The 22,021-nt window shown below is 62.6% G+C and carries 19 protein-coding genes and 1 tRNA gene; 5 read left to right on the top strand and 15 right to left on the bottom strand.

Annotated elements, in window-relative coordinates; all coding sequences use genetic code 11:
- The first annotated feature begins 1 nt into the window (after position 1).
- The 3 genes from CRO75_RS02205 (at position 2) to CRO75_RS02195 (ending at position 2,881) form a co-directional block, all read left to right on the top strand.
- Positions 2–88: transfer RNA gene (locus tag CRO75_RS02205), tRNA-Leu, on the top strand.
- 202 nt (positions 89–290) lie between these two features.
- Positions 291–1,316, top strand: a complete 1,026-nt coding sequence (locus CRO75_RS02200; protein ID WP_097134309.1) for an extracellular solute-binding protein — start codon at positions 291–293, stop codon at positions 1,314–1,316.
- Positions 1,316–2,881, top strand: coding sequence for an iron ABC transporter permease (locus tag CRO75_RS02195; protein ID WP_097134308.1), 1,566 nt, complete (start codon positions 1,316–1,318; stop codon positions 2,879–2,881). The genes CRO75_RS02200 and CRO75_RS02195 overlap by 1 nt, the downstream gene beginning before the upstream one ends.
- A 64-nt stretch (positions 2,882–2,945) precedes the next feature.
- On the opposite strand, the gene CRO75_RS02190 is transcribed toward CRO75_RS02195, so the two are convergent.
- The 12 genes from CRO75_RS02190 to CRO75_RS02135 all read right to left on the bottom strand — a co-directional run bounded on the left by CRO75_RS02190 (position 2,946) and on the right by CRO75_RS02135 (position 17,299).
- The gene (locus CRO75_RS02190) at positions 2,946–4,880 is read right to left on the bottom strand and encodes a methyl-accepting chemotaxis protein (protein WP_097134307.1); all 1,935 of its coding nucleotides are present in this window, start codon (positions 4,878–4,880) and stop codon (positions 2,946–2,948) included.
- A 138-nt stretch (positions 4,881–5,018) separates the two neighbouring features.
- Positions 5,019–6,311 carry an adenylosuccinate synthase gene (locus CRO75_RS02185; RefSeq protein WP_097134306.1) on the bottom strand — a complete coding sequence of 431 codons (1,293 nt, stop codon included), beginning with the start codon at positions 6,309–6,311 and terminating at the stop codon, positions 5,019–5,021.
- A gap of 54 nt (positions 6,312–6,365) precedes the next feature.
- Positions 6,366–7,553 carry an ATP phosphoribosyltransferase regulatory subunit gene (locus CRO75_RS02180; RefSeq protein WP_097134305.1) on the bottom strand — a complete coding sequence of 396 codons (1,188 nt, stop codon included), beginning with the start codon at positions 7,551–7,553 and terminating at the stop codon, positions 6,366–6,368.
- Positions 7,554–7,868: 315 nt separating this feature from the next.
- The gene (gene hflC / locus CRO75_RS02175) at positions 7,869–8,738 is read right to left on the bottom strand and encodes a protease modulator HflC (RefSeq protein WP_038582569.1); all 870 of its coding nucleotides are present in this window, start codon (positions 8,736–8,738) and stop codon (positions 7,869–7,871) included.
- The gene (hflK, locus tag CRO75_RS02170; RefSeq protein ID WP_007921369.1) at positions 8,738–9,907 is read right to left on the bottom strand and encodes an FtsH protease activity modulator HflK; all 1,170 of its coding nucleotides are present in this window, start codon (positions 9,905–9,907) and stop codon (positions 8,738–8,740) included. Before hflK ends, hflC begins: the two co-directional genes overlap by 1 nt.
- 96 nt (positions 9,908–10,003) lie before the next feature.
- Positions 10,004–11,305 (bottom strand): ribosome rescue GTPase HflX, encoded by a 1,302-nt coding sequence (gene hflX / locus CRO75_RS02165; RefSeq protein ID WP_007921372.1) that lies wholly within the window; start codon positions 11,303–11,305, stop codon positions 10,004–10,006.
- Positions 11,306–11,317: 12 nt separating this feature from the next.
- Positions 11,318–11,578 (bottom strand): RNA chaperone Hfq, encoded by a 261-nt coding sequence (gene hfq, locus CRO75_RS02160; protein WP_007921378.1) that lies wholly within the window; start codon positions 11,576–11,578, stop codon positions 11,318–11,320.
- 93 nt (positions 11,579–11,671) lie between these two features.
- Positions 11,672–12,643, bottom strand: coding sequence for a tRNA (adenosine(37)-N6)-dimethylallyltransferase MiaA (gene miaA, locus CRO75_RS02155; protein WP_097134304.1), 972 nt, complete (start codon positions 12,641–12,643; stop codon positions 11,672–11,674).
- Entirely contained in the window at positions 12,643–14,553 is a 1,911-nt protein-coding gene (gene mutL / locus CRO75_RS02150; protein WP_097134303.1) for a DNA mismatch repair endonuclease MutL, read from the bottom strand. The genes miaA and mutL overlap by 1 nt, the downstream gene beginning before the upstream one ends.
- Positions 14,550–15,977, bottom strand: a complete 1,428-nt coding sequence (locus tag CRO75_RS02145) for an N-acetylmuramoyl-L-alanine amidase (RefSeq protein ID WP_197678100.1) — start codon at positions 15,975–15,977, stop codon at positions 14,550–14,552. The genes mutL and CRO75_RS02145 overlap by 4 nt, the downstream gene beginning before the upstream one ends.
- A gap of 3 nt (positions 15,978–15,980) precedes the next feature.
- Positions 15,981–16,451 carry a tRNA (adenosine(37)-N6)-threonylcarbamoyltransferase complex ATPase subunit type 1 TsaE gene (tsaE, locus tag CRO75_RS02140; protein WP_009041903.1) on the bottom strand — a complete coding sequence of 157 codons (471 nt, stop codon included), beginning with the start codon at positions 16,449–16,451 and terminating at the stop codon, positions 15,981–15,983.
- The gene (locus CRO75_RS02135; protein WP_097134302.1) at positions 16,439–17,299 is read right to left on the bottom strand and encodes an NAD(P)H-hydrate dehydratase; all 861 of its coding nucleotides are present in this window, start codon (positions 17,297–17,299) and stop codon (positions 16,439–16,441) included. Before CRO75_RS02135 ends, tsaE begins: the two co-directional genes overlap by 13 nt.
- A 63-nt stretch (positions 17,300–17,362) precedes the next feature.
- Between CRO75_RS02135 and queG the strand changes: the two genes are divergently transcribed.
- Positions 17,363–18,442 (top strand): tRNA epoxyqueuosine(34) reductase QueG, encoded by a 1,080-nt coding sequence (queG, locus tag CRO75_RS02130; RefSeq protein ID WP_007921396.1) that lies wholly within the window; start codon positions 17,363–17,365, stop codon positions 18,440–18,442.
- Here the strand turns inward: queG and CRO75_RS02125 are convergent.
- Together CRO75_RS02125 and orn are read right to left on the bottom strand one after the other, a co-directional pair.
- Positions 18,424–19,038, bottom strand: coding sequence for a trimeric intracellular cation channel family protein (locus tag CRO75_RS02125; protein WP_169915460.1), 615 nt, complete (start codon positions 19,036–19,038; stop codon positions 18,424–18,426). The two genes, queG and CRO75_RS02125, sit on opposite strands and share 19 nt — an antisense overlap.
- A 171-nt stretch (positions 19,039–19,209) precedes the next feature.
- A complete protein-coding gene (orn, locus tag CRO75_RS02120) occupies positions 19,210–19,752 on the bottom strand; it encodes an oligoribonuclease (RefSeq protein ID WP_007921399.1) in 543 nt (180 codons plus the stop codon).
- A gap of 107 nt (positions 19,753–19,859) precedes the next feature.
- Between orn and rsgA the strand changes: the two genes are divergently transcribed.
- Positions 19,860–20,891: a small ribosomal subunit biogenesis GTPase RsgA gene (rsgA, locus tag CRO75_RS02115; protein WP_007921400.1), complete on the top strand. Its 1,032-nt coding sequence runs from the start codon at positions 19,860–19,862 to the stop codon at positions 20,889–20,891.
- Positions 20,892–20,979: 88 nt separating this feature from the next.
- Here rsgA and motB read toward each other — a convergent pair whose 3' ends face one another.
- A complete protein-coding gene (gene motB, locus CRO75_RS02110; protein WP_009041899.1) occupies positions 20,980–22,020 on the bottom strand; it encodes a flagellar motor protein MotB in 1,041 nt (346 codons plus the stop codon).
- Position 22,021: the final 1 nt, after the last annotated feature.

The following is a 22,021-nucleotide window of genomic DNA, read 5'->3' as shown; positions in this document are numbered from 1 at the left end:
TGCCCAGATGGTGAAATTGGTAGACACGCCAGCTTCAGGTGCTGGTGGCCGCAAGGCCGTGGAAGTTCGAGTCTTCTTCTGGGCACCACATTCAAGTTTCACAGCGTAGCTGTGAAGTCTCACAAAAACCCGCGAAAGCGGGTTTTTGCGTTTCTGGCCCACAACAATCATTTCCCCCGCCAAAACGCCCCCTCCTCCAGGGCTATCCAGCCCGCCAAGCCGCACATGAGAAACAATATCGTTTATGATTGTTACAAGTTTTTGCGGCATCACAGTGAGGAACCCTGCGAATGATGTTTAGAAACACCCCCCTTCCAACATCCCTTCTGCGTGGCTTGACCATCACTTTGCTGGGCCTGGCCCTGGCATCTCCACTCACTCAAGCAGCTGATCCGGTTTCCCTGACGCTGTACAACGGCCAGCACAAGGAAGTCGGCGACGCCATCGCTAAGGCTTTCGAGGCCAAGACCGGGATTCACGTCAATGTGCGTAAAGGTAGCAGCAACCAGCTCGCCAGCCAGATCGTGGAAGAAGGCGAGCGCTCCCCCGCCGATGTGATTTACACCGAAGAATCGCCGCCCCTGAACAAACTCGGCGAGCAAGGCCTGCTGGCCAAGACCGATGCGGCGACCCTTGAAGTCCTGCCCAAGGACTACGTCGCCGGCAACGGCACCTGGATAGGCATTACCGCCCGCGTTCGCGTGGTGGCGTTCAACCCGAAGCTGATCGACGAAAAAGACCTGCCTGCATCGGTGATGGAGTTCTCCCAGCCACAATGGCAAGGCAAGGTAGGCTTCGTTCCTACCAGCGGCGCGTTCCAGGAACAGGCCGTGGCAATCATCAAGCTGCACGGGATGGACGCCGCCGAAGAATGGCTGACCGGCCTGCGCGCTTTCGGCAAGACCTACAGCAATAATATGGTGGCCTTGAAGGCCGTGGAAAACGGCGAAGTCGCCACCGTGCTGGTGAACAACTACTACTGGTTCGCCCTGCAAAGGGAGAAGGGCCAACTGGACTCGAAGCTGCACTATTTCACCGGCGGCGATGCCGGCGGATTGATCACCGTATCCAGCGCCGCGGTACTCAAGTCCAGCAAACACCCCAAAGAAGCCCAGCAATTCCTCGCTTATATGGCCAGCGAAGAAGGCCAGCGCGTAATCACCCAGACCACCGCAGAATACCCGCTGCGCAAAGGCCTGGAGTCGGATCGAGGCCTCAAGCCGTTCAGTGAACTGCAAGCGCCGAAAGTCACCCCGGCCGACCTCGGCAACGCCGAAGAAGCCCTGGAACTGGAACGCGAAGTCGGCCTGAACTGATGAACGCATCGCTGCCCGCCCCCGCCTCGCGCACGAACTACATACCGAGGCGCAAGGGGCCTTCGATCTGGCTGCTGCTACCGGTCCTGTTGCTGGTCGGGCTCAGCCTGCTGCCATTGCTCTATGTCGGGCTCAAGGCCTGGCAGGCCGGCTGGGCCGAAGCCCTGCACCTGCTGTGGCGACCCTATGTATTCGGCCTGCTGCGCAACACCCTGCTACTGCTCATTGGCGTGACCGTTACCTGCGCCATCATCGGCCTGTCCCTGGCCTGGCTGCTGGAACGCAGCGACTTGCCGGGGCGACGCCTCTGGGGCGTGATCCTGTGCCTGCCCTTTGCCGTACCGGCCTTTGTCAGCAGCTTCACCTGGGTCTCCCTCAGCGCCAGCTTCGAAGGCCTGGGCGGGGCCATCCTGGTCATGAGCCTGTCCAAGTACCCGCTGGTATTCCTGCCTGTCGCGGCCACCCTGCGCAATCTCGATCCCTCCCTGGAGGAATCGGCCCGCACCCTCGGGCAGAATCGCTGGGGCGTGTTCTTCCGGATCACCCTGCCCCTGCTCTGGCCGTCGCTGCTGGCCGGCTCGCTACTGATCGCCCTGCACATGCTGGTGGAGTTCGGCGCACTGTCGATTATCGGCCTGCAAACCTTCACCACCGCGATCTATCAGCAGTTCGAACTGGAGTTCAGCAATGCCAACGCGGCGATGCTTTCCGCCGTGCTGCTAGCGCTGTGCCTGGCCCTGCTGTGGCTAGAGTTGCGGGTTCGCGGCAAAGGCCGCCATGTACGAACCGGCCAAGGCGCGGCGCGACATGCCGAGCAGGTGCGCCTCGGCAAGTGGGCGATTGGCGGGCAACTGTACTGCGCGCTACTGACCCTGATCGGCAGCGGCATTCCGCTGGGCATGCTGGCGTACTGGCTGGCCGTCGGCTCATCGGCCGCTTTCCCGGTCGCCGCCATCAGCGAAGCCCTGCTCTCCTCCCTGGCGCTATCGTTGGGTGGCGCGGCGCTGTGCCTGGTGCTGGCGGTACCGGTCGGACTGCTGGTGGTGCGCCACAAAGGTCGCCTGGCACTCTGGGCCGAACGCCTGCCTTACCTGCTGCACGCCCTGCCAGGCCTGGTGATCGCCCTGACGCTGGTGTTCTTTGCCCTGCACTACGTACCGGCGCTGTATCAGACCTCAGCCCTGCTGCTGATTGCCTACGCCCTGCTGTTCCTGCCCCTGGCGCAGGCGCCGATCCGCACCGCCCTGAACAAGGCGGCGCCACAACTCGAGGAAGCCGCCCGCACCCTGGGCGCCTCCTCATTCACGGCCTTCTGCCGCGTGACTCTGCCGATCATTTTCCCGGCCTTGGGCGCCGCCTTTGCCCTGGTATTCCTGGATGCCATGAAGGAACTGACGGCTACCCTGCTGCTCAGCCCGACCGGACTGAATACACTGGCAACGGAAGTCTGGGCGCACACGGCGAATGTGGAGTTTGCCGCCGCAGCGCCTTATGCGGCGCTGTTGATTCTGGTATCGGGACTACCGGTCTATCTGCTGACGACACGGATGTATCTGAGCCGCTGAGCCTACCCCTACAGAAAATCTTCTGTAGGAGTCCCCCGTCCCAAGCATTCGGCCACGCAGAACCTCAAGCCCGGAACTGCCCCAGGCTGGCCTTCAATTGGGCCGCCAGGCTATCCAGCACCTTGCCGCTGGCCGTGGTCTCCACCACAGCCTGAGCTGCCCGCTCGGCCTGGGCATGGATGGTCTCGACCCGACCGCGCACCGCTTGCGCGCCCTGAGCCTGATGGGCGGCCGCCTGGGTCGCCAGGCCAATCGCCGCGTGCACCTGCTCCACCGACGACTGCACCGATTGTTGCAGCCGCGCACTGTCGCGCAACACCAGCAATCCTTCGCTAGCCTGCCTTCCAGCCTGGCCGATCGCCGCCACCGCCTCGCGCGCGCCCTGCTGCAGCGCACCGATATGCGCCTGGATATCGCCGGTAGAGCTTTGCGTCTTGCTCGCCAGCGCCCTGACCTCATCGGCCACCACCGCAAAGCCGCGCCCGGTTTCCCCGGCCCGCGCCGCTTCAATGGCCGCATTCAAGGCCAGCAGGTTGGTCTGCTCGGCAATCCCATGAATCACCGTCAACACCACCTCGATCTGTTCGCTCTGCTGCGCCAGGCGTTCGATGACCTTGGCCCCCGTGTCGACCTGCCCCGCCAGTGCCTCGATCAGACCGCCCACCTGGGCCGAGGTCCGGGTGTTTTCATCGGTCGCCTGACGGATCTCCACCACCTGCTGCAAGGCCGCCTGCATCGCCTGGCTTTCCGCCTGGGCTTCATCAGCCATCTGCGACAGCGCCCGCAAACTCTCCGCCACCTCGTCACGCTGGGCCTCGGCCGCGGCGTCCGCCCCAGCATTACGCAGGCTCATCGCGCCGATTTCGACGCCAGTACGCTGCGCCACATCGCCGGCCTCACGCACGATCGGCTGCAACTTGTCGACAAAGCGATTGACCGCCGAGGCCATGTCGCCGATCTCGTCATTGCTGTTGAGCTGGACCCGCTTGGTCAGATCGCCCTCACCGGCGGCCAGATCGTTTAGCGCGGCGATCAGCAGATGCAGCTTGCTGACCACTCGCCGCCCTAGCACCACCGCCAGCAACAGCAAGACCCCGCAGCCGACCAGCGCCAGGCCCATGCCGATGCGCCAGCGCAGGGTGGCCGCCGCGTCCTGCACGGTACCCGCGGTGTTGGCCTGCATGTCCGAAGCGCTGGTCTGCGCCGACTGCAAGCGCGCGCGCATGGCTGCCGAACTGTCCGCCGAAGCGCCCTTGAGGCTATCGCCGACCAGTTGGTCGCTGCTGGCGATCAAGGCCTCGAAACGCTTGTCCAGCGCCGCCACATCCGCCTCGACCGACGCCGTGGAAACCCCCATCAGCACCTTGCCGATCTCCACGCCGTTAGGACTGATAGAGGCCTCCAGGTAATAGACCGATGGATCGTTCTTGGCCGCGTCCAGCACCTTGTCCAGGGCACGGTCGCCCTTGCCCTTTTCCAGTAGCGCCTTGTTGATCGGGTTTTCCCGGTTCAGATAGCGGGTCAGGTGCTCTCCATTGGCGTCGTCGTACACCACGAACAGCACGTTGGGATTGCGCTGGGCGCGCCGGGCGAACTCGGAGAGGGTCGGAACGTCGCTGTCCCACATGGCGCGTGGGGCCACCGAAGCGAGCAACTGGGCCATATCATTGGCTGAATCCTTGAGATCCTTCTCCAGCGTCGTGCGCAATTGCGCCTGCTCCTCTTCCAGGCGCGAGGAGAGCCCGGCAGTCAAGCGCTGCCGGGTGCTGCTGGAAAGGCTTTCCAGGCTCGAAGTGACCTCGCGAGCCGCCTGTTCCAGTTCGCCGGACAGCTTCTGGCTATCGACGCCCAGACGAATGGCCAGATCCGCCTCCAGCGCCGTCACCGTGCTCCGGGTCAGGGCAACGGCAACCAACACCTGCACCAAAAGAGCGATACCAAGGGTAACGAACACAGGCCGCAACAAACGGCTTTGTAACAGTGAGAGAACGGCCGACACAGGAAATCCCTCTACTTCAACGCCATCAAATTGATGGCACTCTGGAAGGGCAAATCACAGCAAGGGTCGTGCCGCCCGGCAGGCAGAAACGACAAAGGCCCCTGAGGAGGGGCCTTTGTTTTTTACATCAACGACTTATCAAGCAAACGGGTGACGCAGAACGATGGTCTCGTTGCGGTCCGGGCCTGTCGAAATAATGTCGATCGGCGCGCGGACCAGCTCTTCGATACGCTTGATGTAGGCACGGGCAGCGGCCGGCAGCTCTTCCAGGGTCTTGGCCCCCAGGGTCGACTCGTTCCAGCCTGGCATCTGCTCGTATACCGGCTCCAGGCCGATGTAGCTGTCAGCGTCGGTTGGCGCGTCGATGACTGCGCCATCCTGGTTCTTGTAGCCCACGCAGATGTTGATGGTTTCCAGGCCGTCCAGTACGTCCAGCTTGGTCAGGCACAGGCCCGAGATGCTGTTGACGTCGATGGCGCGACGCAGGATGACGGCATCGAACCAGCCGCAACGGCGGGCACGGCCGGTGGTTGCACCGAACTCATGTCCACGCTTGGCCAGGAAAGCGCCCACGTCATCGAACAGTTCGGTCGGGAACGGACCCGAACCTACACGAGTGGTGTAAGCCTTGGTGATACCGAGGATGTAGTCCAGGTACATCGGGCCAACACCCGAACCGGTGGCGATGCCGCCGGCAGTGGTGTTGGAGCTGGTGACGTACGGATAGGTACCGTGGTCGATGTCCAGCAGCGAGCCCTGGGCGCCTTCGAACATGATGTCCTTGCCCGCGCGACGCAGCTGGTGCAGCTCGGCGGTCACGTCCAGCATCATCGGCTTGAGCAGCTCGGCGTATTCCATGCACTCGTCGAGCGTCTTCTGGAAGTCGATGGCCGGCTCTTTGTAGTAATTGACCAGTACGAAGTTGTGGTAGTCCAGCAACTCGCCCAGCTTCGCGGCGAAACGCTCGCGGTGGAACAGGTCGCCGATACGCAGGCCGCGACGAGCGACCTTGTCTTCGTAAGCCGGCCCGATGCCGCGACCGGTGGTACCGATCTTCTGCTCGCCGCGGGCCTTTTCACGCGCCTGGTCCAGCGCTACGTGATAGGACAGGATCAGCGGGCAGGACGGGCTGATACGCAGGCGCTCACGCACCGGTACGCCTTTCTCTTCCAGCTTGACGATTTCACGCAGCAAGGCGTCCGGCGCAACCACCACGCCGTTGCCGATCAGGCACTGGACGCCTTCGCGCAGCACACCCGAAGGGATCAGGTGCAAGACGGTTTTCTCGCCGTCGATCACCAGGGTGTGGCCAGCGTTGTGGCCACCTTGGTAGCGCACTACGGCGGCAGCATGTTCGGTCAGCAGATCAACGATCTTGCCTTTGCCCTCATCACCCCACTGGGTGCCCAGGACTACGACATTCTTACCCATAACACTTGTCCTCATTCGCGCAAACTTGGTGCCGGCAACGGCCGGCGGGAAAACTCAAGAAGCCAGCGGCAATACTTGCCAAAGCCCGTTCTGCTGAATCAATTGCCGGTCGCAGTCCGCTTCACGGGCGGCGGCCAATGGTTGTCCAGGCAAGGCCTGAACCACGCGCTGACCCTCACTGCGCAACTGGCAAACCTGCTGCCAGAGGGCCGCATCCGTACTGTCCGGCATCCAGATACCGCCAGACGGTAGCTCGATCTCAGCACGCCCCAGGGTCACCAGGGTTTTCAAATCGGTAGAGAAGCCGGTTGCCGGACGGGCGCGACCGAAGTCGGCGCCGATGTCGTCGTAACGACCGCCCTGGGCAATGGACTGGCCAACGCCCGGCACGAACACCGCGAATACCACACCGGTGTGGTAGTGGTAGCCACGCAACTCGCCCAGGTCGAAGTACAGCGGCAATCCAGGGAAACGCACGGAAAGACGCTCGGCAATCGCCAACAGGTCGTCCAGGGCCGCCAGCACCGGCGCCGGCGCATTGGCCAGGCGTTCGCGGGCTGCAGCCAGCACTTCACGGCCGCCGCACAGGTCGACCAGCGCCCGCAGCATGCCGGACAGGTCGGCCGGCAGGCCTTCGGTCAAGGTAATGACTTCGTCGATGGCCTTGCGCTGCAGGGCATCGAACAGTTGCTGTTCCACTTCGCCGGAGAGACCGGCCGCGCGGGCCAGGCCACGGTAGATACCGACATGCCCCAGATCCATGTGCACATCCGGCACATCGGCCAGTTGCAGCATCGCCAGCATCAGGCTGATAACTTCCACGTCGCTGCTCGGGCTCGCATCACCATACAACTCGGCACCCAGCTGGATCGGGCTGCGCGAGGACGACAAGGCACGCGGCTGCGCATGCAGCACGCTGCCGGCGTAACACAGGCGGCTCGGGCCTTCGCGACGCAGGGTATGCGCATCGATACGGGCCACCTGCGGCGTAATGTCGGCGCGGAAACCCATCTGCCGACCCGATTGCGGGTCGATGACCTTGAAGGTACGCAGATCGAGGTCCTGGCCCGCGCCAGTCAGCAAGGATTCCAGGTACTCGATATGAGGGGTCACGACGAACTCGTAACCCCAGCTCTGGAACAGATCCAACACCTGGCGACGCGCAACTTCAATGCGCGCCGCCTCAGGTGGCAGTACTTCTTCGATGCCATCTGGCAGCAGCCAGCGGTCTACCGTTGCCATTACGCCATTCCCCTGTGATCCAGGCGGCCAGCCTATGGGCGGGCCTTGAGTGAAACAGAAAATGATCGGCCCATGTGCAAACCACGCGCATGGGCGACGGGGCGAAAAGCCTGAAACCGGCTTCGCCACTCACTTTCCTCGAAAAAACCTGTCGAGTCGTTCAACTCGCCGTCTTGCACCAACAACCACAATCAAACGTGCAGACGCAAAAAAGCCGGGAATTTCCCGGCTGCCGCATCATACACTCGTTTTCCCAAAGGATCACCCCGCCAGACACTTTAGCCGCCGGGCGGGGCGATTCAGGTCAACGTCGCATCAAGGCTTGGCCTTTTCCAGGTAACGGAAAAAGTCGCTGCTTGGGTCCAGGACCATGACGTCGGATTTGTTCGCGAAGCTTTCACGATAGGCACGCAGGCTACGGTAGAAACCGTAGAACTCCTGATCCTGACCGTAGGCCTTGGAGTAGATGGCCGCAGCCTGGGCGTCGCCATCACCGCGAATCTCTTCCGACTCACGATAGGCTTCGGCCAGCAATACGCGGCGCTGACGATCGGCATCGGCACGAATACCTTCCGCCAGCTCGTTACCCTTGGCGCGATGCTCACGCGCTTCACGCTCACGCTCGGTGCTCATACGCTCGAAGACGCTGCGGTTCACTTCCTTCGGCAAGTCGATGGCCTTGACCCGGACATCGACCACTTCGATGCCCAGCTCTTTCTCGGCCATCTTGTTGAGCGAAGCCGTGATATCCGCCATCAACGCATCACGCTCACCGGAAACCACTTCGTGCAGGGTGCGCTTGCCGAACTGGTCACGCAGGCCCGACTCCAGACGACGGGAAAGACGCTCGTCGGCGATCTGCTTGAGGCCGGAAGTCGCGGTGTAGAAACGCTCCGCATCCTTCACGCGCCATTTGGCATAGGCATCGACCATCACGGCTTTCTTTTCCAGCGTCAGGAAACGCTGGGTCGGTGCATCCAGGGTCATCAGACGAGCGTCGAACTTACGCACCTGATTCACATAGGGCACTTTCACATGCAGGCCCGGCTGAACGTCAGCCTGGACCACACGACCGAACTGCAGCAACACCGCGCGCTCGGTCTGAGCGACGATGTAGAAGCAGTTCCAGGCAGCGATCGCCACGACGACGCCAACGATAAGGGCGATCAGCGATTTATTGCTCATCAGCGACTCTCCCTGGTACGCGCTTGCTGTTGCTGCAGATCAGCTGCCGCACGCGCATTCGCTTCGTTGCTGCTGGCTGCTGCGCCGGTCACCGGAGCACTGGTGCTGCGGCCACTTTCGACCATTTTGTCCAGCGGCAAGTACAGCAGATTGCTCTGGCCGTTCTTGTTGCCGGTCACGAGAACCTTGCTGGTATTGCTGAAGACTTCCTGCATGGTGTCCAGGTACAGACGCTCACGGGTCACTTCAGGTGCCTTGCGGTATTCGGCCACCAGCTTGGTGAAGCGATCGGCCTCACCCTTGGCGCGGGAAACCACTTCGCCACGGTAACCGTTGGCATCCTCGATGATGCGCTGGGCCTGACCACGGGCTTCCGGCACGACGCCGTTGGCGTAGGTTTCAGCCTGGTTGCGCGAACGCTGCTCGTCTTCACGGGCGCGGATCACGTCATCGAAGGCTTCCTGCACTTCACGCGGTGCAGCTGCGCTCTGTACGTTCACCTGGGTAACGGTGATACCGGTGCGATAGGTATCGAGGAAACGTTGCAGACGCTCCTTGATTTCGCTGGCCATCAACTCACGACCTTCGGTCAGCACCTGGTCCATCGCGGTGGAGCCCACTACGTGGCGCAGCGCACTGTCGGTGGCGTGCTGCAGGCTGATTTCCGGCTGATCGACGTTCAGCACGAAGTCCTGCAGGTTGCTGATCTTGTACTGCACGGTCAGCGGCACTTCGACGATGTTCTCGTCTTCAGTCAGCATTTGACCCTGCTTGGTATAGGCACGCTCGCGCGTGACGTTTTCCATGTACTTGCGATCGATCGGCGGGAAGTAGATGTTCAGGCCCGGGCCGACGGTTTCGTAGTACTTGCCGAAGCGCAGCACCACGGCCTGCTCCTGCTCGTCCACGACATACACCGCGCTGTACAGCCACACGGCCGCCAGCACGACCAGACCGATACCGAGCAGGCCGAGACCGCCGCCCTTGCCGGAACTGCCACCATCGTCACCACGTTTCTTGCCACCACCGAACAACCCATTCAGGCTTTCCTGCAGCTTGCGGAAGGCCTCGTCGAGATCCGGTGGCCCCTTGCGGTCGCCATTGTTGCGGCGCTTACCACCCCAAGGATCCTGATTATTCGAGTTGCCACCCGGCTCATTCCAAGCCATAGCGCTCTCCATCTGATAAAGCAAAGACGCACCCACGGCGCGCCGACCAATGCTACAGAATGCCTGCTACAGCGGCACAACCGCTTTCTCAGGCTTTTATTGCAAAGTGTGTTGCTCGATGAACTCCAGCGGCTGCATGCCTTCGCGGCTTACCAGTCGATTCAGCTCGACTCGCGGCAAGCGGACAGCCAGCAGGCTGACACCTTCCTCGTCGTGATCTTCTTTCTGCACTGCGCCCAACTCGAAGAACTGCGCTCGCAGTCGAGCAAAACGCTGCGGCAAGCGCAAGGTGCCTACAAACAAATCCTCGCCGAGCAACTCGGCGATGGCCTGCTTGAGCAGGTCCAGCCCTTGCCCTTCACGAGCCGACAACCAGACCCGCTGCGGCTTGCCATCGGCATCGCGCTGGATCTGCGGGTCTACCCCCTCGAGCAAATCGAGTTTGTTATAGACCTCCAGTATCGGCAAGTCCTGGGCCCCGATCTCGCCGAGCACCACCATGACCTGTTCGATCTGGGCCATGCGCTCCGGCTCATGAGCATCGATCACATGCAACAACAGGTCGGAGTTGCTCGACTCTTCGAGCGTAGCCCGAAACGCCTCGACCAGTTTGTGCGGCAGATGACGAATGAACCCCACGGTATCGGCCAACACGACCGGACCAAGATCGTCCAGCTCGAGTCGGCGCAAGGTCGGGTCGAGGGTGGCGAACAGTTGGTTGGCCGCGAATACATCGGACTCGGTCACAGAGTTGAACAAGGTGGATTTGCCGGCGTTGGTGTAGCCCACCAACGATACCGAAGGAATATCGGCACGCTTGCGCCCACGACGAGCCTGCTCGCGCTGACTGCGGACCTTCTCCAGCCGGGCCTTGATCTGCCGCAGGCGAACCCGCAGAAGACGCCGGTCGGTCTCGAGTTGGGTTTCGCCCGGGCCACGCAGACCGATACCGCCTTTCTGCCGCTCAAGGTGAGTCCAGCCACGAACCAGACGGGTACTCATATATTCAAGCTGGGCCAGTTCTACCTGGAGCTTGCCTTCGTGAGTGCGGGCGCGCTGGGCGAAAATATCGAGAATCAGACCCGTGCGGTCAATCACGCGACACTCGAAAGCACGTTCGAGGTTACGTTCCTGACTGGGTGTGAGGATGTGATTGAAAATCACCAGGTCGACCTGTTCGGCTTTGACCAGGTCGCGTAATTCTTCGACCTTGCCGCTGCCAACCAGGTACTTGGCGGTTGGCCGATGACGCGGCACGTTAACAAACGCGACGGTCTCGGCGCCGGCCGATATTGCCAACTCCTGAAACTCCTGCGGATCTTCGCGCGCCTCAGGGTCCTGACCATCCAAGTGAACGAGAATTGCACGTTCACCACCACCGTGGCGCTCAAAGAACAAAGGAGACTCCTATCAGGCGTTACCTGGCTCAGCGTCACCCTGTTCGGATTCGGATGCGCTAGGCAGGCGAATTGGACGAACCGGCACCACTGTCGAGATAGCGTGCTTGTAAACCATTTGGCTGACGGTGTTCTTCAGCAGGATGACGAACTGGTCGAAAGACTCGATCGTACCTTGCAGCTTGATCCCGTTGACCAGATAGATGGAAACCCCAACTTTCTCTTTACGTAAAGTATTCAAGTAAGGGTCTTGTAGCGAATGCCCTTTTGACATGTGCCGCACTCCTTTAAGGATCAATAATAAAAAATCGGAAAACAGATGGCTAAAACCGCCCCACCCCCAAGGATAGACGGCAATTGCAAGGACTCAGCTCAATATGGAGACCGTTCCCAGGTATTTCAAGGCGCGTGGCAGATTGTCGCAATCCAGGCTGTCCAGCCAGTGTAAATCAGCCCAGCTGCGTAACCAGGTGAACTGGCGCTTCGCCAATTGGCGCGTGGCAATGATGCCGCGCTCCTGCATCTCGGCGAATGTCAGCTTGCCATCCAGATGATCCCAGACCTGTCGGTAGCCTACAGCACGTATAGACGGCAACCCGGCATGCAGGTCACTTCTAGAACGCAGAGCTACGACCTCGTCGACGAATCCCTGTTCCAACATAATTGTGAATCTTTGTGCAATGCGCTCATGCAGTACCTGACGGTTTGCCGGGGCAATGGCCAAGTTCGCGACAGTATAGGGCAATTGTCCCCGTCCCGAAGCGGCTGCTTCAGTACTTTGCGCAGATTGTCGCAGTCTGTGGGCGGTCATGCTCAGGCCGCTGACCCGATAGACTTCCAGCGCCCGGGTCAGGCGCTGCGGATCATTGGGGTGAATCCGCGCCGCCGACTCGGGGTCGATGGCCGCCAATTGGTCGTGCAGGGCCTGCCAGCCAAGGCGTGCCGCTTCTTCTTCCAGCTCGGCACGGACCTGCGGGTCGGCCGGAGGCATGTCCGCCAGGCCTTCGAGCAAAGCCTTGTAATAGAGCATCGTGCCGCCCACTAGCAGCGGAATCTTGCCGCGCGCGGTGATATCGGCCATGGCGGCCAGCGCATCAGTGCGGAAATCCGCCGCCGAATAGCTCTCGGCCGGGTCGAGGATATCGATCAGGCGGTGCGGGAACTCGGCCAGGATTTCCTTGGACGGCTTGGCGGTGCCTATGTCCATGCTGCGGTAGACCAGCGCCGAATCGACGCTGATCAGCTCGCAAGGCAGAACCTTGGTGAGTTCGATGGCCAGGTCGGTCTTGCCAGCGGCAGTCGGGCCCATCAGGAAGATCGCTGGAGGAAGCTGGCTCATCAACGACCGCGCAAGAAGAGTTTGTCCAGATCGTCCAGGCCCAACTGGGTCCAGGTCGGTCGGCCATGGTTGCATTGACCGCTGCGCTCGGTGTTTTCCATGTCGCGCAACAAGCCGTTCATTTCCGGCAAGGCCAGGCGGCGATTGGCCCGGATCGCCCCGTGGCAGGCCATGGTGCCCAGCAACTCGTTGAGGTGCGCCTGGATACGGTCGCTGGTGCCGTACTCCATCAGATCGGCCAGGACATCATGCACCAGGCGATTGGCTTCCGCCTGCTTGAGCAGGGCCGGAATCTGCCGGATCGCCAGCGACTCAGGGCCCAGGCGCTGCAACTCGAACCCCAGGCGCTGGAACCAGCTGACGTGTTCCTCGGCACAGTCGGCTTCGCGCTGGCTGACTGCGATCGACTCCGGCACCAGCAGCGGCTGGCCGCTCAGGCCTTCGCTGGCCATCGCCACCTTCAGGCGCTCATACATGATCCGCTCGTGGGCCGCGTGCATGTCCACCAGCACCAGGCCCTGGGCGTTTTCCGCGAGGATATAGATGCCTTTGAGCTGCGCCAGCGCATAGCCCAGTGGCGGGATATCGCCCTGAGCATCCGGCAAGGCCGTCGCCCCAGACTCAGGCAAGGGCGCGAAGAATTCACGATAGGCGCTTTGCGCCTCGGCCGCCGGCAGCACTGGCTGCGGACGCGGCGTGTACTGGTACTGATAACCCGCGCCCGAGCCGGTCCCCGGCGGATTGAAGGCCGGTTGGGCCTGCGGCTGTTCCAGCGTCATGTTCGCCGCCAGGCGCATTTCACCCTGGGGACCGAACTCGCCAGCCTCGATCCCGCTCGGCCGCACGATACCCGCGACCGCTGCCGGAGCCGCCAGATGGTCTTCCGGCCGGACATCACCAAGGGCGCGGTGCAGCGTGCCATAAAGGAAGTCATGGACCATGCGCCCGTCACGGAAGCGCACTTCGTGTTTGGTCGGGTGCACGTTGACGTCGACCACCGCCGGGTCGACTTCGAAGAACAGCACAAAGGTCGGGTGCCGACCGTTGAACAGCACGTCGCGGTAAGCCTGGCGCACCGCGTGGGCCACCAGTTTGTCGCGCACCGCGCGGCCGTTGACGTAGAAATACTGCAGGTCCGCCTGGCTGCGGGAAAAAGTCGGCAAGCCTACCCAGCCCCACAGATGCAGGCCGTTACGCTCGACCTCGATCGGCAGCGCCTGCTCGAGAAAACCCGAACCGCACACTGCCGCCACTCGCCGCGCACGTGCCACATCATCATTGGCTTCATGCAGGCTGAGGACGCTTTTACCGTTGTGGCGCAGGTGAAAGGCCACGTCGAAACGCGCCAGCGCCAGGCGCTTGATCACTTCCTGCAGGTGATCGAATTCGGTTTTCTCGGCTTTGAGAAACTTGCGCCGGGCCGGGGTGTTGAAGAACAGGTCGCGGACCTCCACCGAGGTACCGACCGGATGGGCGGCCGGCTGTACGCGTGGGGCCATGTCGCGGCCTTCGGTTTCCACCTGCCAGGCCTGATCGGCATCGCGGGTGCGGGAAGTCAGGGTCAAGCGCGCAACCGAGCTGATGGAAGCCAGTGCCTCTCCACGAAAGCCCAGGCTCATGACCTGTTCCAGGTCCTCAAGGTTGCGAATCTTGCTGGTGGCGTGGCGCGCCAGGGCCAGCGGCAGATCGTCCGCGGAGATGCCGCTGCCGTCGTCGCGTACCCGCAGCAGCTTGACACCCGCCTGCTCGACATCCACATCGATACGCTTGGCCCCGGAGTCCAGGCTGTTCTCCAGCAATTCCTTGATCACCGAGGCCGGACGTTCGACCACCTCACCGGCGGCAATCTGGTTCGCCAGCCGCGGGCTGAGCAGCTCGATGCGGGCGCTGCTGATGACTGCGTCATTCATTCCTTGGCCGCCAGTTCTGTACCCGGGATGGTCAGGGTCTGACCGACTTTCAGCTCATCGCTGCTCAGGTTGTTGGCGCTGCGCAGGGTGGCGGCGGAAACCTGATAACGCACGGCGATCATCGCCAGGGTTTCCCCCGGGCTCACGCGGTGGTCGCGTGGCCCCTGGGCAATCTTCCCGGAATCACGCAGCCAGGCGATGTAGGTGCCCGGCGGCGGGTTCTGCTGGAAGAACTGCCGCACGCCGCTGCTGATGGAACGCGCCAGTGCCTGCTGGTGGCTGACGGTGGCCAGCTTGGAGGCTTCGTTGGCATTGGAGATAAAGCCGGTTTCCACCAGGATCGACGGAATGTCCGGAGACTTGAGCACCATGAACCCGGCCTGCTCGACGCGTTGCTTGTGCAATGGAGTGACCCGGCCGATGTTGCTGAGCACTTTCTGGCCGACGTTGAGGCTGGAAGTCAGCGAGGCCGTCATGGACAGGTCCAGCAACACGCCGGCGAGCATCCGGTCCTTGTCATCGAGGCTGACGTTGCCGGCCCCGCCGATCAGGTCGGAACGGTTTTCGCTGTCCGCCAGCCAACGGGCCGTCTCGGACGTGGCGCCGCGGTCGGAGAGCGCGAACACCGAGGCCCCGAAGGCCGCGCTGGACGGTGCCGCGTCGGCGTGGATCGAGACGAACAGGTCGGCGCCTTTCTTGCGGGCGATCTCGGTACGACCGCGCAGCGGGATGAAGTAGTCGCCGGTCCGGGTCAGCTCGGCTCGGAAGCCCTTGAGGCCGTTGATCTGGCGCTGTAGCTCACGGGCGATGGCCAGTACCACGTCTTTCTCATGCTGGCCGCGAGAGCCGGAGGCACCCGGGTCCTCGCCACCGTGACCGGCATCGATGACCACGACGATATCGCGTTTGCCGGCCGGGGCCGGTGGCAGCTTGATCTCAGGCTTGGTCGGCGTTACCGGGACTGCCGGCACGGTCGCGACATTCGGCGCGGGTGGCGGCGTCGGCGCGGCGTCCGCCGGGTTATCGAACAGGTCGACCACCAGGCGATTGCCGTATTGGGCATTGGGCGCCAGGGTAAAACTCTTGGGGGTCACGGCCTTTTTCAGGTCGACGACCACCCGCAGGTCGGTAGGCGTGCGCTGGGCCGAACGCATGGCGGTAATCGGCGTATTCGCCGTGGAGACATTCAGCGGCCCGCCGAGGGTCGCACCGTTGATATCGATCACCAGACGATCAGGGGCCGTCAGGGTGAAGACGCTGTGCTGGACCGGCCCGGACAGGTCAAATACCAGTCGAGTGTTATCCGGTGCCCGCCACAGGCGAACGCTGCGGACCTGTGTAGCGGCCAGAGCGTCAACGGCCAATGCCGTAAGCAACAGTCCTACGACAGCAACCAACGCGCGAATGCGCATACCTAACCCCATCAATTATTTGAATTCCAACGCCAAAGCGGCACACCAGGCCTCGCCACGCGAGCCTTGCGACAACAAATGCAGGGAGCGCCCGCTGTTATGCGGGCTAATGGTAATGGTCAGGTCCGGCTTTGGCAAAAAGCCCGCACCACGCTGGGGCCACTCGATCAGACACAGTGCATCGCCCTCGAGATAATCGCGGATGCCGAGAAACTCCAGCTCTTCCGGATCGACCAGACGATAAAGATCGAAGTGGAAGGCCCGCACATCGCCGATCTCGTAAGGCTCGACCAGGGTAAAGGTCGGGCTTTTCACCGCGCCGGCATGTCCCAGGCCACGGATAAGCCCCCGGGACAATGTGGTTTTCCCCGCCCCGAGATCGCCTTCCAGAAAGATCACACCCACCCCTTGAGTGACCTGCGCCAGGCGCGCGCCAAAGGCGATCATGGCGTCTTCGTCTGCCAGATACAGGGTTATTTCAGACACGATGATTGTTCCTCCAGCAACTGACGAATGACCGGGATCAGATCGCTGGCCGCCAGCCCCCGGCCCAATTTACCTTGATGCTCGCCCGCGACGGCATGCAGCCAGACCGCCAGGCAAGCGCTATCGAACGCCGGCATCCCCTGGGCCAGCAGCGCCCCGACCAGACCGGCCAGCACATCCCCCAGCCCCGCCGTGGCCATGGCCGGATGCCCCCGGTCGCAACGGGCCAGGTGGCCATCAGGGCTGGCCACCAGACTTCCGGCGCCCTTCAGGAGGGCGACAGCTGTGTATTTTTTGCTCAACGCCCGCACGGCGGCCGGGCGATCCGCCTGCACCTGCACGGTGGAAACCCCCAGCAGCCGTGCGGCCTCTCCCGGGTGCGGGGTGATCACGCTGCCCGACGGCAAGGTCAAACCGCCCTTGGCCAGCAGATTGAGCGCATCGGCGTCCCAGACCTGGGGCCGCGGCGCATTGGCGGCGGCAGATAAAAGGCTGCGCCCCCAGGCCGCCTGCCCCAGCCCGGGCCCCGCCACGATGACCGACGCCTGCTCCAGCAAGCCCATCAACTGGTTGGCCGAGTCGGTGCCCAGGGCCATGACCTCCGGGACCCGCGCCAGAGCGGCTGCAACGTGCTCGCTGCGGGTCGCCAGAGAAACCATCCCGGCACCGCTGCGCAGGGCGCTCTCGGCGCAGAGCAGCGCCGCGCCGCCAAAACCGCGATCGCCGCCGATCAGCAACAGGTGCCCGAACTGGCCTTTATGGGCGCTTGGCGAACGGGCAGCCAGCCGCGGTAGCGTGTCAGGCGTCAACGGCTGAATGTCGGGTAAAGGGTGTTTTGTCTGCGGCATGCGTCTTCGGGCTCCGATGTCTGGCAGAATTATACGCACCTCAGCCCCGGTTTCTCTCGCCTCATGCCTGCCATTACCACCGATCTGCCCGCCCTCGCCCAATCGATCAAGGATTGGGGCCGCGAGCTGGGCTTTCAGCAAGTCGGCATCAGCGGCCTGGACCTGGCCGAGCATGAGCAGCACCTGGAACGCTGGCTCGAGGCCGGCTACCACGGTGAAATGGACTACATGGGCGCCCACGGCAGCAAACGCTCCCATCCGGATGAGCTGGTGCCCGGCACCCTGCGCGTGGTGTCCCTGCGCATGGATTACCTGCCCGGCGACACCCAGATGGCGCAGCGCCTGGCCCAGCCGGAAAAGGCCTATGTCTCGCGCTACGCCCTGGGCCGCGACTATCACAAGCTGATCCGCAAGCGCGTGCAGCAACTGGCCGAGCGCATCCAGAAGGAAATCGGCCCGTTCGGCTATCGCGCCTTCGTCGACAGCGCCCCGGTGCTGGAAAAAGCCATCGCCGAACAAGCCGGGCTCGGCTGGATCGGCAAGAACACGCTAGTACTCAACCGCAAGGCCGGCAGCTATTTTTTCCTCAGCGAACTGTTCGTCGACCTGCCCTTGCCGGTGGACGAGCCACACGCCACCGAGCATTGCGGCCGCTGCACGGCATGCCTGGACATCTGTCCGACCAAGGCCTTCGTCGGCCCTTATGTACTGGACGCCCGGCGCTGCATTTCGTACCTGACCATCGAACTGAAAAACGCCATTCCCGAGGATCTGCGCCCGCTGATCGGCAACCGGGTGTTCGGCTGCGACGATTGCCAGATCGTCTGCCCATGGAACCGCTTCGCCCGCCCTTCCGGCGAAGGCGATTTCAAGCCACGCCACAACCTCGACAATGCCGAGCTGGCCGAATTGTTCATGTGGGACGAGGACAAGTTTCTCAGCAGCACCGAAGGCTCGCCGCTGCGCCGCGCCGGCTATGAGCGCTGGCTGCGCAACCTCGCGGTGGGGCTGGGTAACGCGCCGTCGAGCATTCCGGTGCTGGAAGCCCTGAAAGCCCGGCGGGATTACCCGTCAGAGCTGGTGCGCGAACACGTGGAATGGGCGCTGAAGCAGCACGCCAGCCGTCATTGCTCGTCGTTGTAGACGAACTTGGGCATTTCCCAGTGAAAACGGATCGCCAGCAGGCGCAGTAGGAAACCGCCGAACAGGGTGATGAGGATCGACTGCTCGCCGGGCAATTGCAGATAAATGCAGAGCATGTAGCACCAGGCCGCAGCGAACGAGACGCTGGCATACAACTCACGACGGAAGATCAGCGGAATATCGTTGCAGAAGATGTCCCGCAGGATGCCGCCGAACACCCCGGTAATCACCCCGCTGACCGAAGCCACCACCATGCCGTGGCCCATTTCCAGGGCGGTCATGCAACCGATCAGGGTGAACGCCACCAGCCCCACGGCGTCGAGCACCAGGAACAGCGAACGCAAGTGGCGCATCAAGGGTGCGATGAAGATCGTCACCAGGGCCGCAACCGAGGTCAACACCAGGTACTCCGGGTGCTTGACCCAGGTCAGCGGGTAATGCCCCAGCAACACATCACGCACCGAACCGCCACCCAGGGCCGTGACGCAGGCGATCAACACCACCCCGAACCAATCCATGCCGCGACGACCGGCGGACAAGGCGCCAGTCATGGCTTCGGCGGTAATGGCAATCAGGTAAAGCATCAGCAGCATGATGGCGGTCCTTACAGGAAGGCGCGCAGTCTACTCAGTTGCTGTCGGCACCAAAAGGGGGCGCCGCCTGGAATTGCTGGAGCCCCTGGAGCGATCTATCGCGAGCAAGCCTTGCGCGAACCCGTAGGAGCGAGGCTTGCCCGCGATGGCGTCAGAACAGACGCCAGCGCACCATCAGAGCTTGATGAAGTGCTTGCGGTAATGCTGCAGTTCGGCGATCGACTCGCGGATGTCATCCAGGGCCAGGTGGGTACTGCCTTTCTTGAAGCTGTCGCGCACATCCGGCGCCCAGCGGGCCGCCAGTTCCTTGAGGGTGGAAACGTCGAGATTGCGGTAGTGGAAGTAGCTTTCCAGTGCCTTCATATGGCGGTACAGGAAGCGGCGATCCTGGCAGATACTGTTGCCACAGATCGGCGACTTGCCCTTGGGCACCCACTGCTCCAGGAAGGCGATGGTCTGCGCTTCCGCTTCAGCCATGCTGATGCGGCTTTCACGCACGCGCTGGGTCAGCCCCGAACCGCCATGCTGGCGGGTGTTCCACTCATCCATGCCGGCGAGAATTTCATCGCTCTGGTGGATGGCGATGACCGGACCTTCAGCCAAGGTATTGAGATTGCTATCGGTGACGATGGTGGCCATCTCGATGATGACGTCGGTATCAGGGTTCAGACCGGTCATTTCCAGATCGATCCAGATCAGATTCTGCGGGTTTTGCATGTGTGGGCTCCTCGGCGTAGTTGCGCAGTTTAGCCTAGAGGGACCTGCCGGCGTGCTAAACTCGCGGCCGTTTTACCTAACCGCCGCATTATCGACACGGAACACCAATGGCCAAACGCCAGCTCAATCGTCGCCAAAACTGGCGCATCGAAAAGATTCAAGGCGAACGCGCCGCCCGCGCCGCCAAACGTGAATCCTCTGCCGTGGAAGCACTGGAAGGCGGCGATCTCGGCCCCGAACAGACCGGCCTGGTGATCGCCCACTTCGGTGTGCAGGTCGAGGTCGAGGCGCGCGAGGGCGAACTGGCCGGCCAGGTGTTCCGCTGCCACTTGCGCGCCAATCTGCCGGCGCTGGTGACCGGCGATCAGGTGGTCTGGCGTCCGGGCAACCAGGGTATCGGCGTGATCGTCGCGCAACTGCCGCGCCACACCGAACTCTGCCGTCCTGACAGCCGCGGCCAGCTCAAGCCGGTCGCCGCCAACGTCGACATGATCGTGATCGTCTTCGCCCCGCTGCCCGAACCCCATGCCAACCTGATCGACCGCTACCTGGTAGCCGCCGAACATGCCGGCATCCGTCCGCTGCTGCTGCTCAACAAGTTCGATCTGATCGACGAGCAGAATGCCCCCGCCCTGAATGCCTTGCTGGCGGTCTATCGTCAGCTGGGCTACCCGGTGCTGGAAGTCTCGGCGCACCACGGCGACGGCATGGAACAGCTGCAAGCGCAGTTGGACGGACGGATCAGCGTGTTCGTCGGCCAGTCGGGCGTGGGCAAGTCGTCGCTGGTGAACAGCCTGCTGCCGGAAGTCGAAACCCGCGTCGGGCCTTTGTCGGAACTGTCCGGCCAGGGCACCCACACCACCACCACCGCGCGCCTGTTCCACTTCCCGGGTGGCGGCGAACTGATCGACTCCCCGGGGATTCGCGAGTTCGGCCTGGGCCACGTCAGCCGCGCCGATGTCGAAGCGGGTTTCATCGAGTTCAACGACCTGCTGGGCACCTGCCGTTTCCGCGACTGCAAGCACGACCGCGAACCGGGCTGCGCCCTGCTCAAGGCTCTGGAAGACGGCCGGATCCAGCAGCAGCGGATGAACAGCTATCGCTCGATCATCGCCAGCCTGCCGGACAGCAGCTATTAATAGGTAGCGCCACGCTGAAACAAAAAAGGCCGCGATGATCGCGGCCTTTTTTATCGAGCACTCTTTATACAGAGCCCGCCGTTACCAATCACCGCGCGGCTGGAGGCGTAGCTGCGGGTGCAGCCGCGCCTTCGGTCTTCGGTGCTGCGTCGTCGAAGATATTCAGGCGCTCGCGCAGCTCATGGGCCGGCAGCGGCTCCTGCTCTGGCGGCAAGGCGTTCGGGTCGACCGGCACTTCGCCCGGGGCGCCCTGGCCCTGGGTCGGTGCCGGGGCCTCGGGGGCGACTTCGCCTTCGATCGCGCGCTGGGCCTTTTTGGTCAGCACCACGATGTCGATACGCCGGTTGATCGGGTTGAACGGGTCCTTGCGATCGAACAGCGACGACGAGGCATACCCCACCACGCGAGCCACCTGGCCGTCCGGATAGCTGCCCGCCACCAGCGCCCGACGCGCGGCGTTGGCACGGTTGGCCGAAAGCTCCCAGTTGCCGAAATCGCCGGTGCCCGAGTAAGGCTTGGCATCGGTGTGACCGCTGATGCTGATCTTGTTCGGCACCGCCTTGATGGTGTCGGCCATGGCCAGCAGGATGTCCTCGAAGTATGGCTTCAGGCGCGCACTGCCGGAGTCGAACATCGGCCGGTTTTCCGAATCGATGATCTGGATACGCAGGCCGTCCGGAGTGATCTCGAACAGGATCTGGTCCTTGAACTTCTGCAATTGCGGGTTTTCTTCGACCTTGTTCTGCAACTCTTGAAGCAACAGCTCCAGACGCTCTCTTTCCACCTGCTCGGCCATGCTCTCGACCTGATCGGTATCGACCGTGACCTTGTCCGGCTGCGGCTGCGACTTGATCTCGGGGTTGAGCGTGTTTTCCGGCGCCAGCTCGGGAGAACCGCCCAGGTCGATGATGTAGGGCGTGCCGCTTTCCGAGAAGCCGATCGGGTCCTTGAAGTAACCGGCGATGGCGATCTTCTGTTCCGGGGTGGCGGTGGACAGCAGCCACAGCACCAGGAAGAACGCCATCATCGCCGTGGCGAAGTCGGCGAAGGCGATCTTCCATGCCCCGCCGTGATGCCCGCCGGCAAAGCGCTTGACGCGCTTGATGATAATCGGCTGATTGTTTTCCATG

The sequence above is a fragment of the Pseudomonas sp. LAMO17WK12:I10 genome (assembly GCF_900215185.1).
GTDB lineage: Bacteria > Pseudomonadota > Gammaproteobacteria > Pseudomonadales > Pseudomonadaceae > Aquipseudomonas > Aquipseudomonas chlororaphis.
The sequence above is the reverse complement of the archived record's forward strand: the minus strand, read 5'-3'. Positions and strand labels throughout refer to the sequence as shown.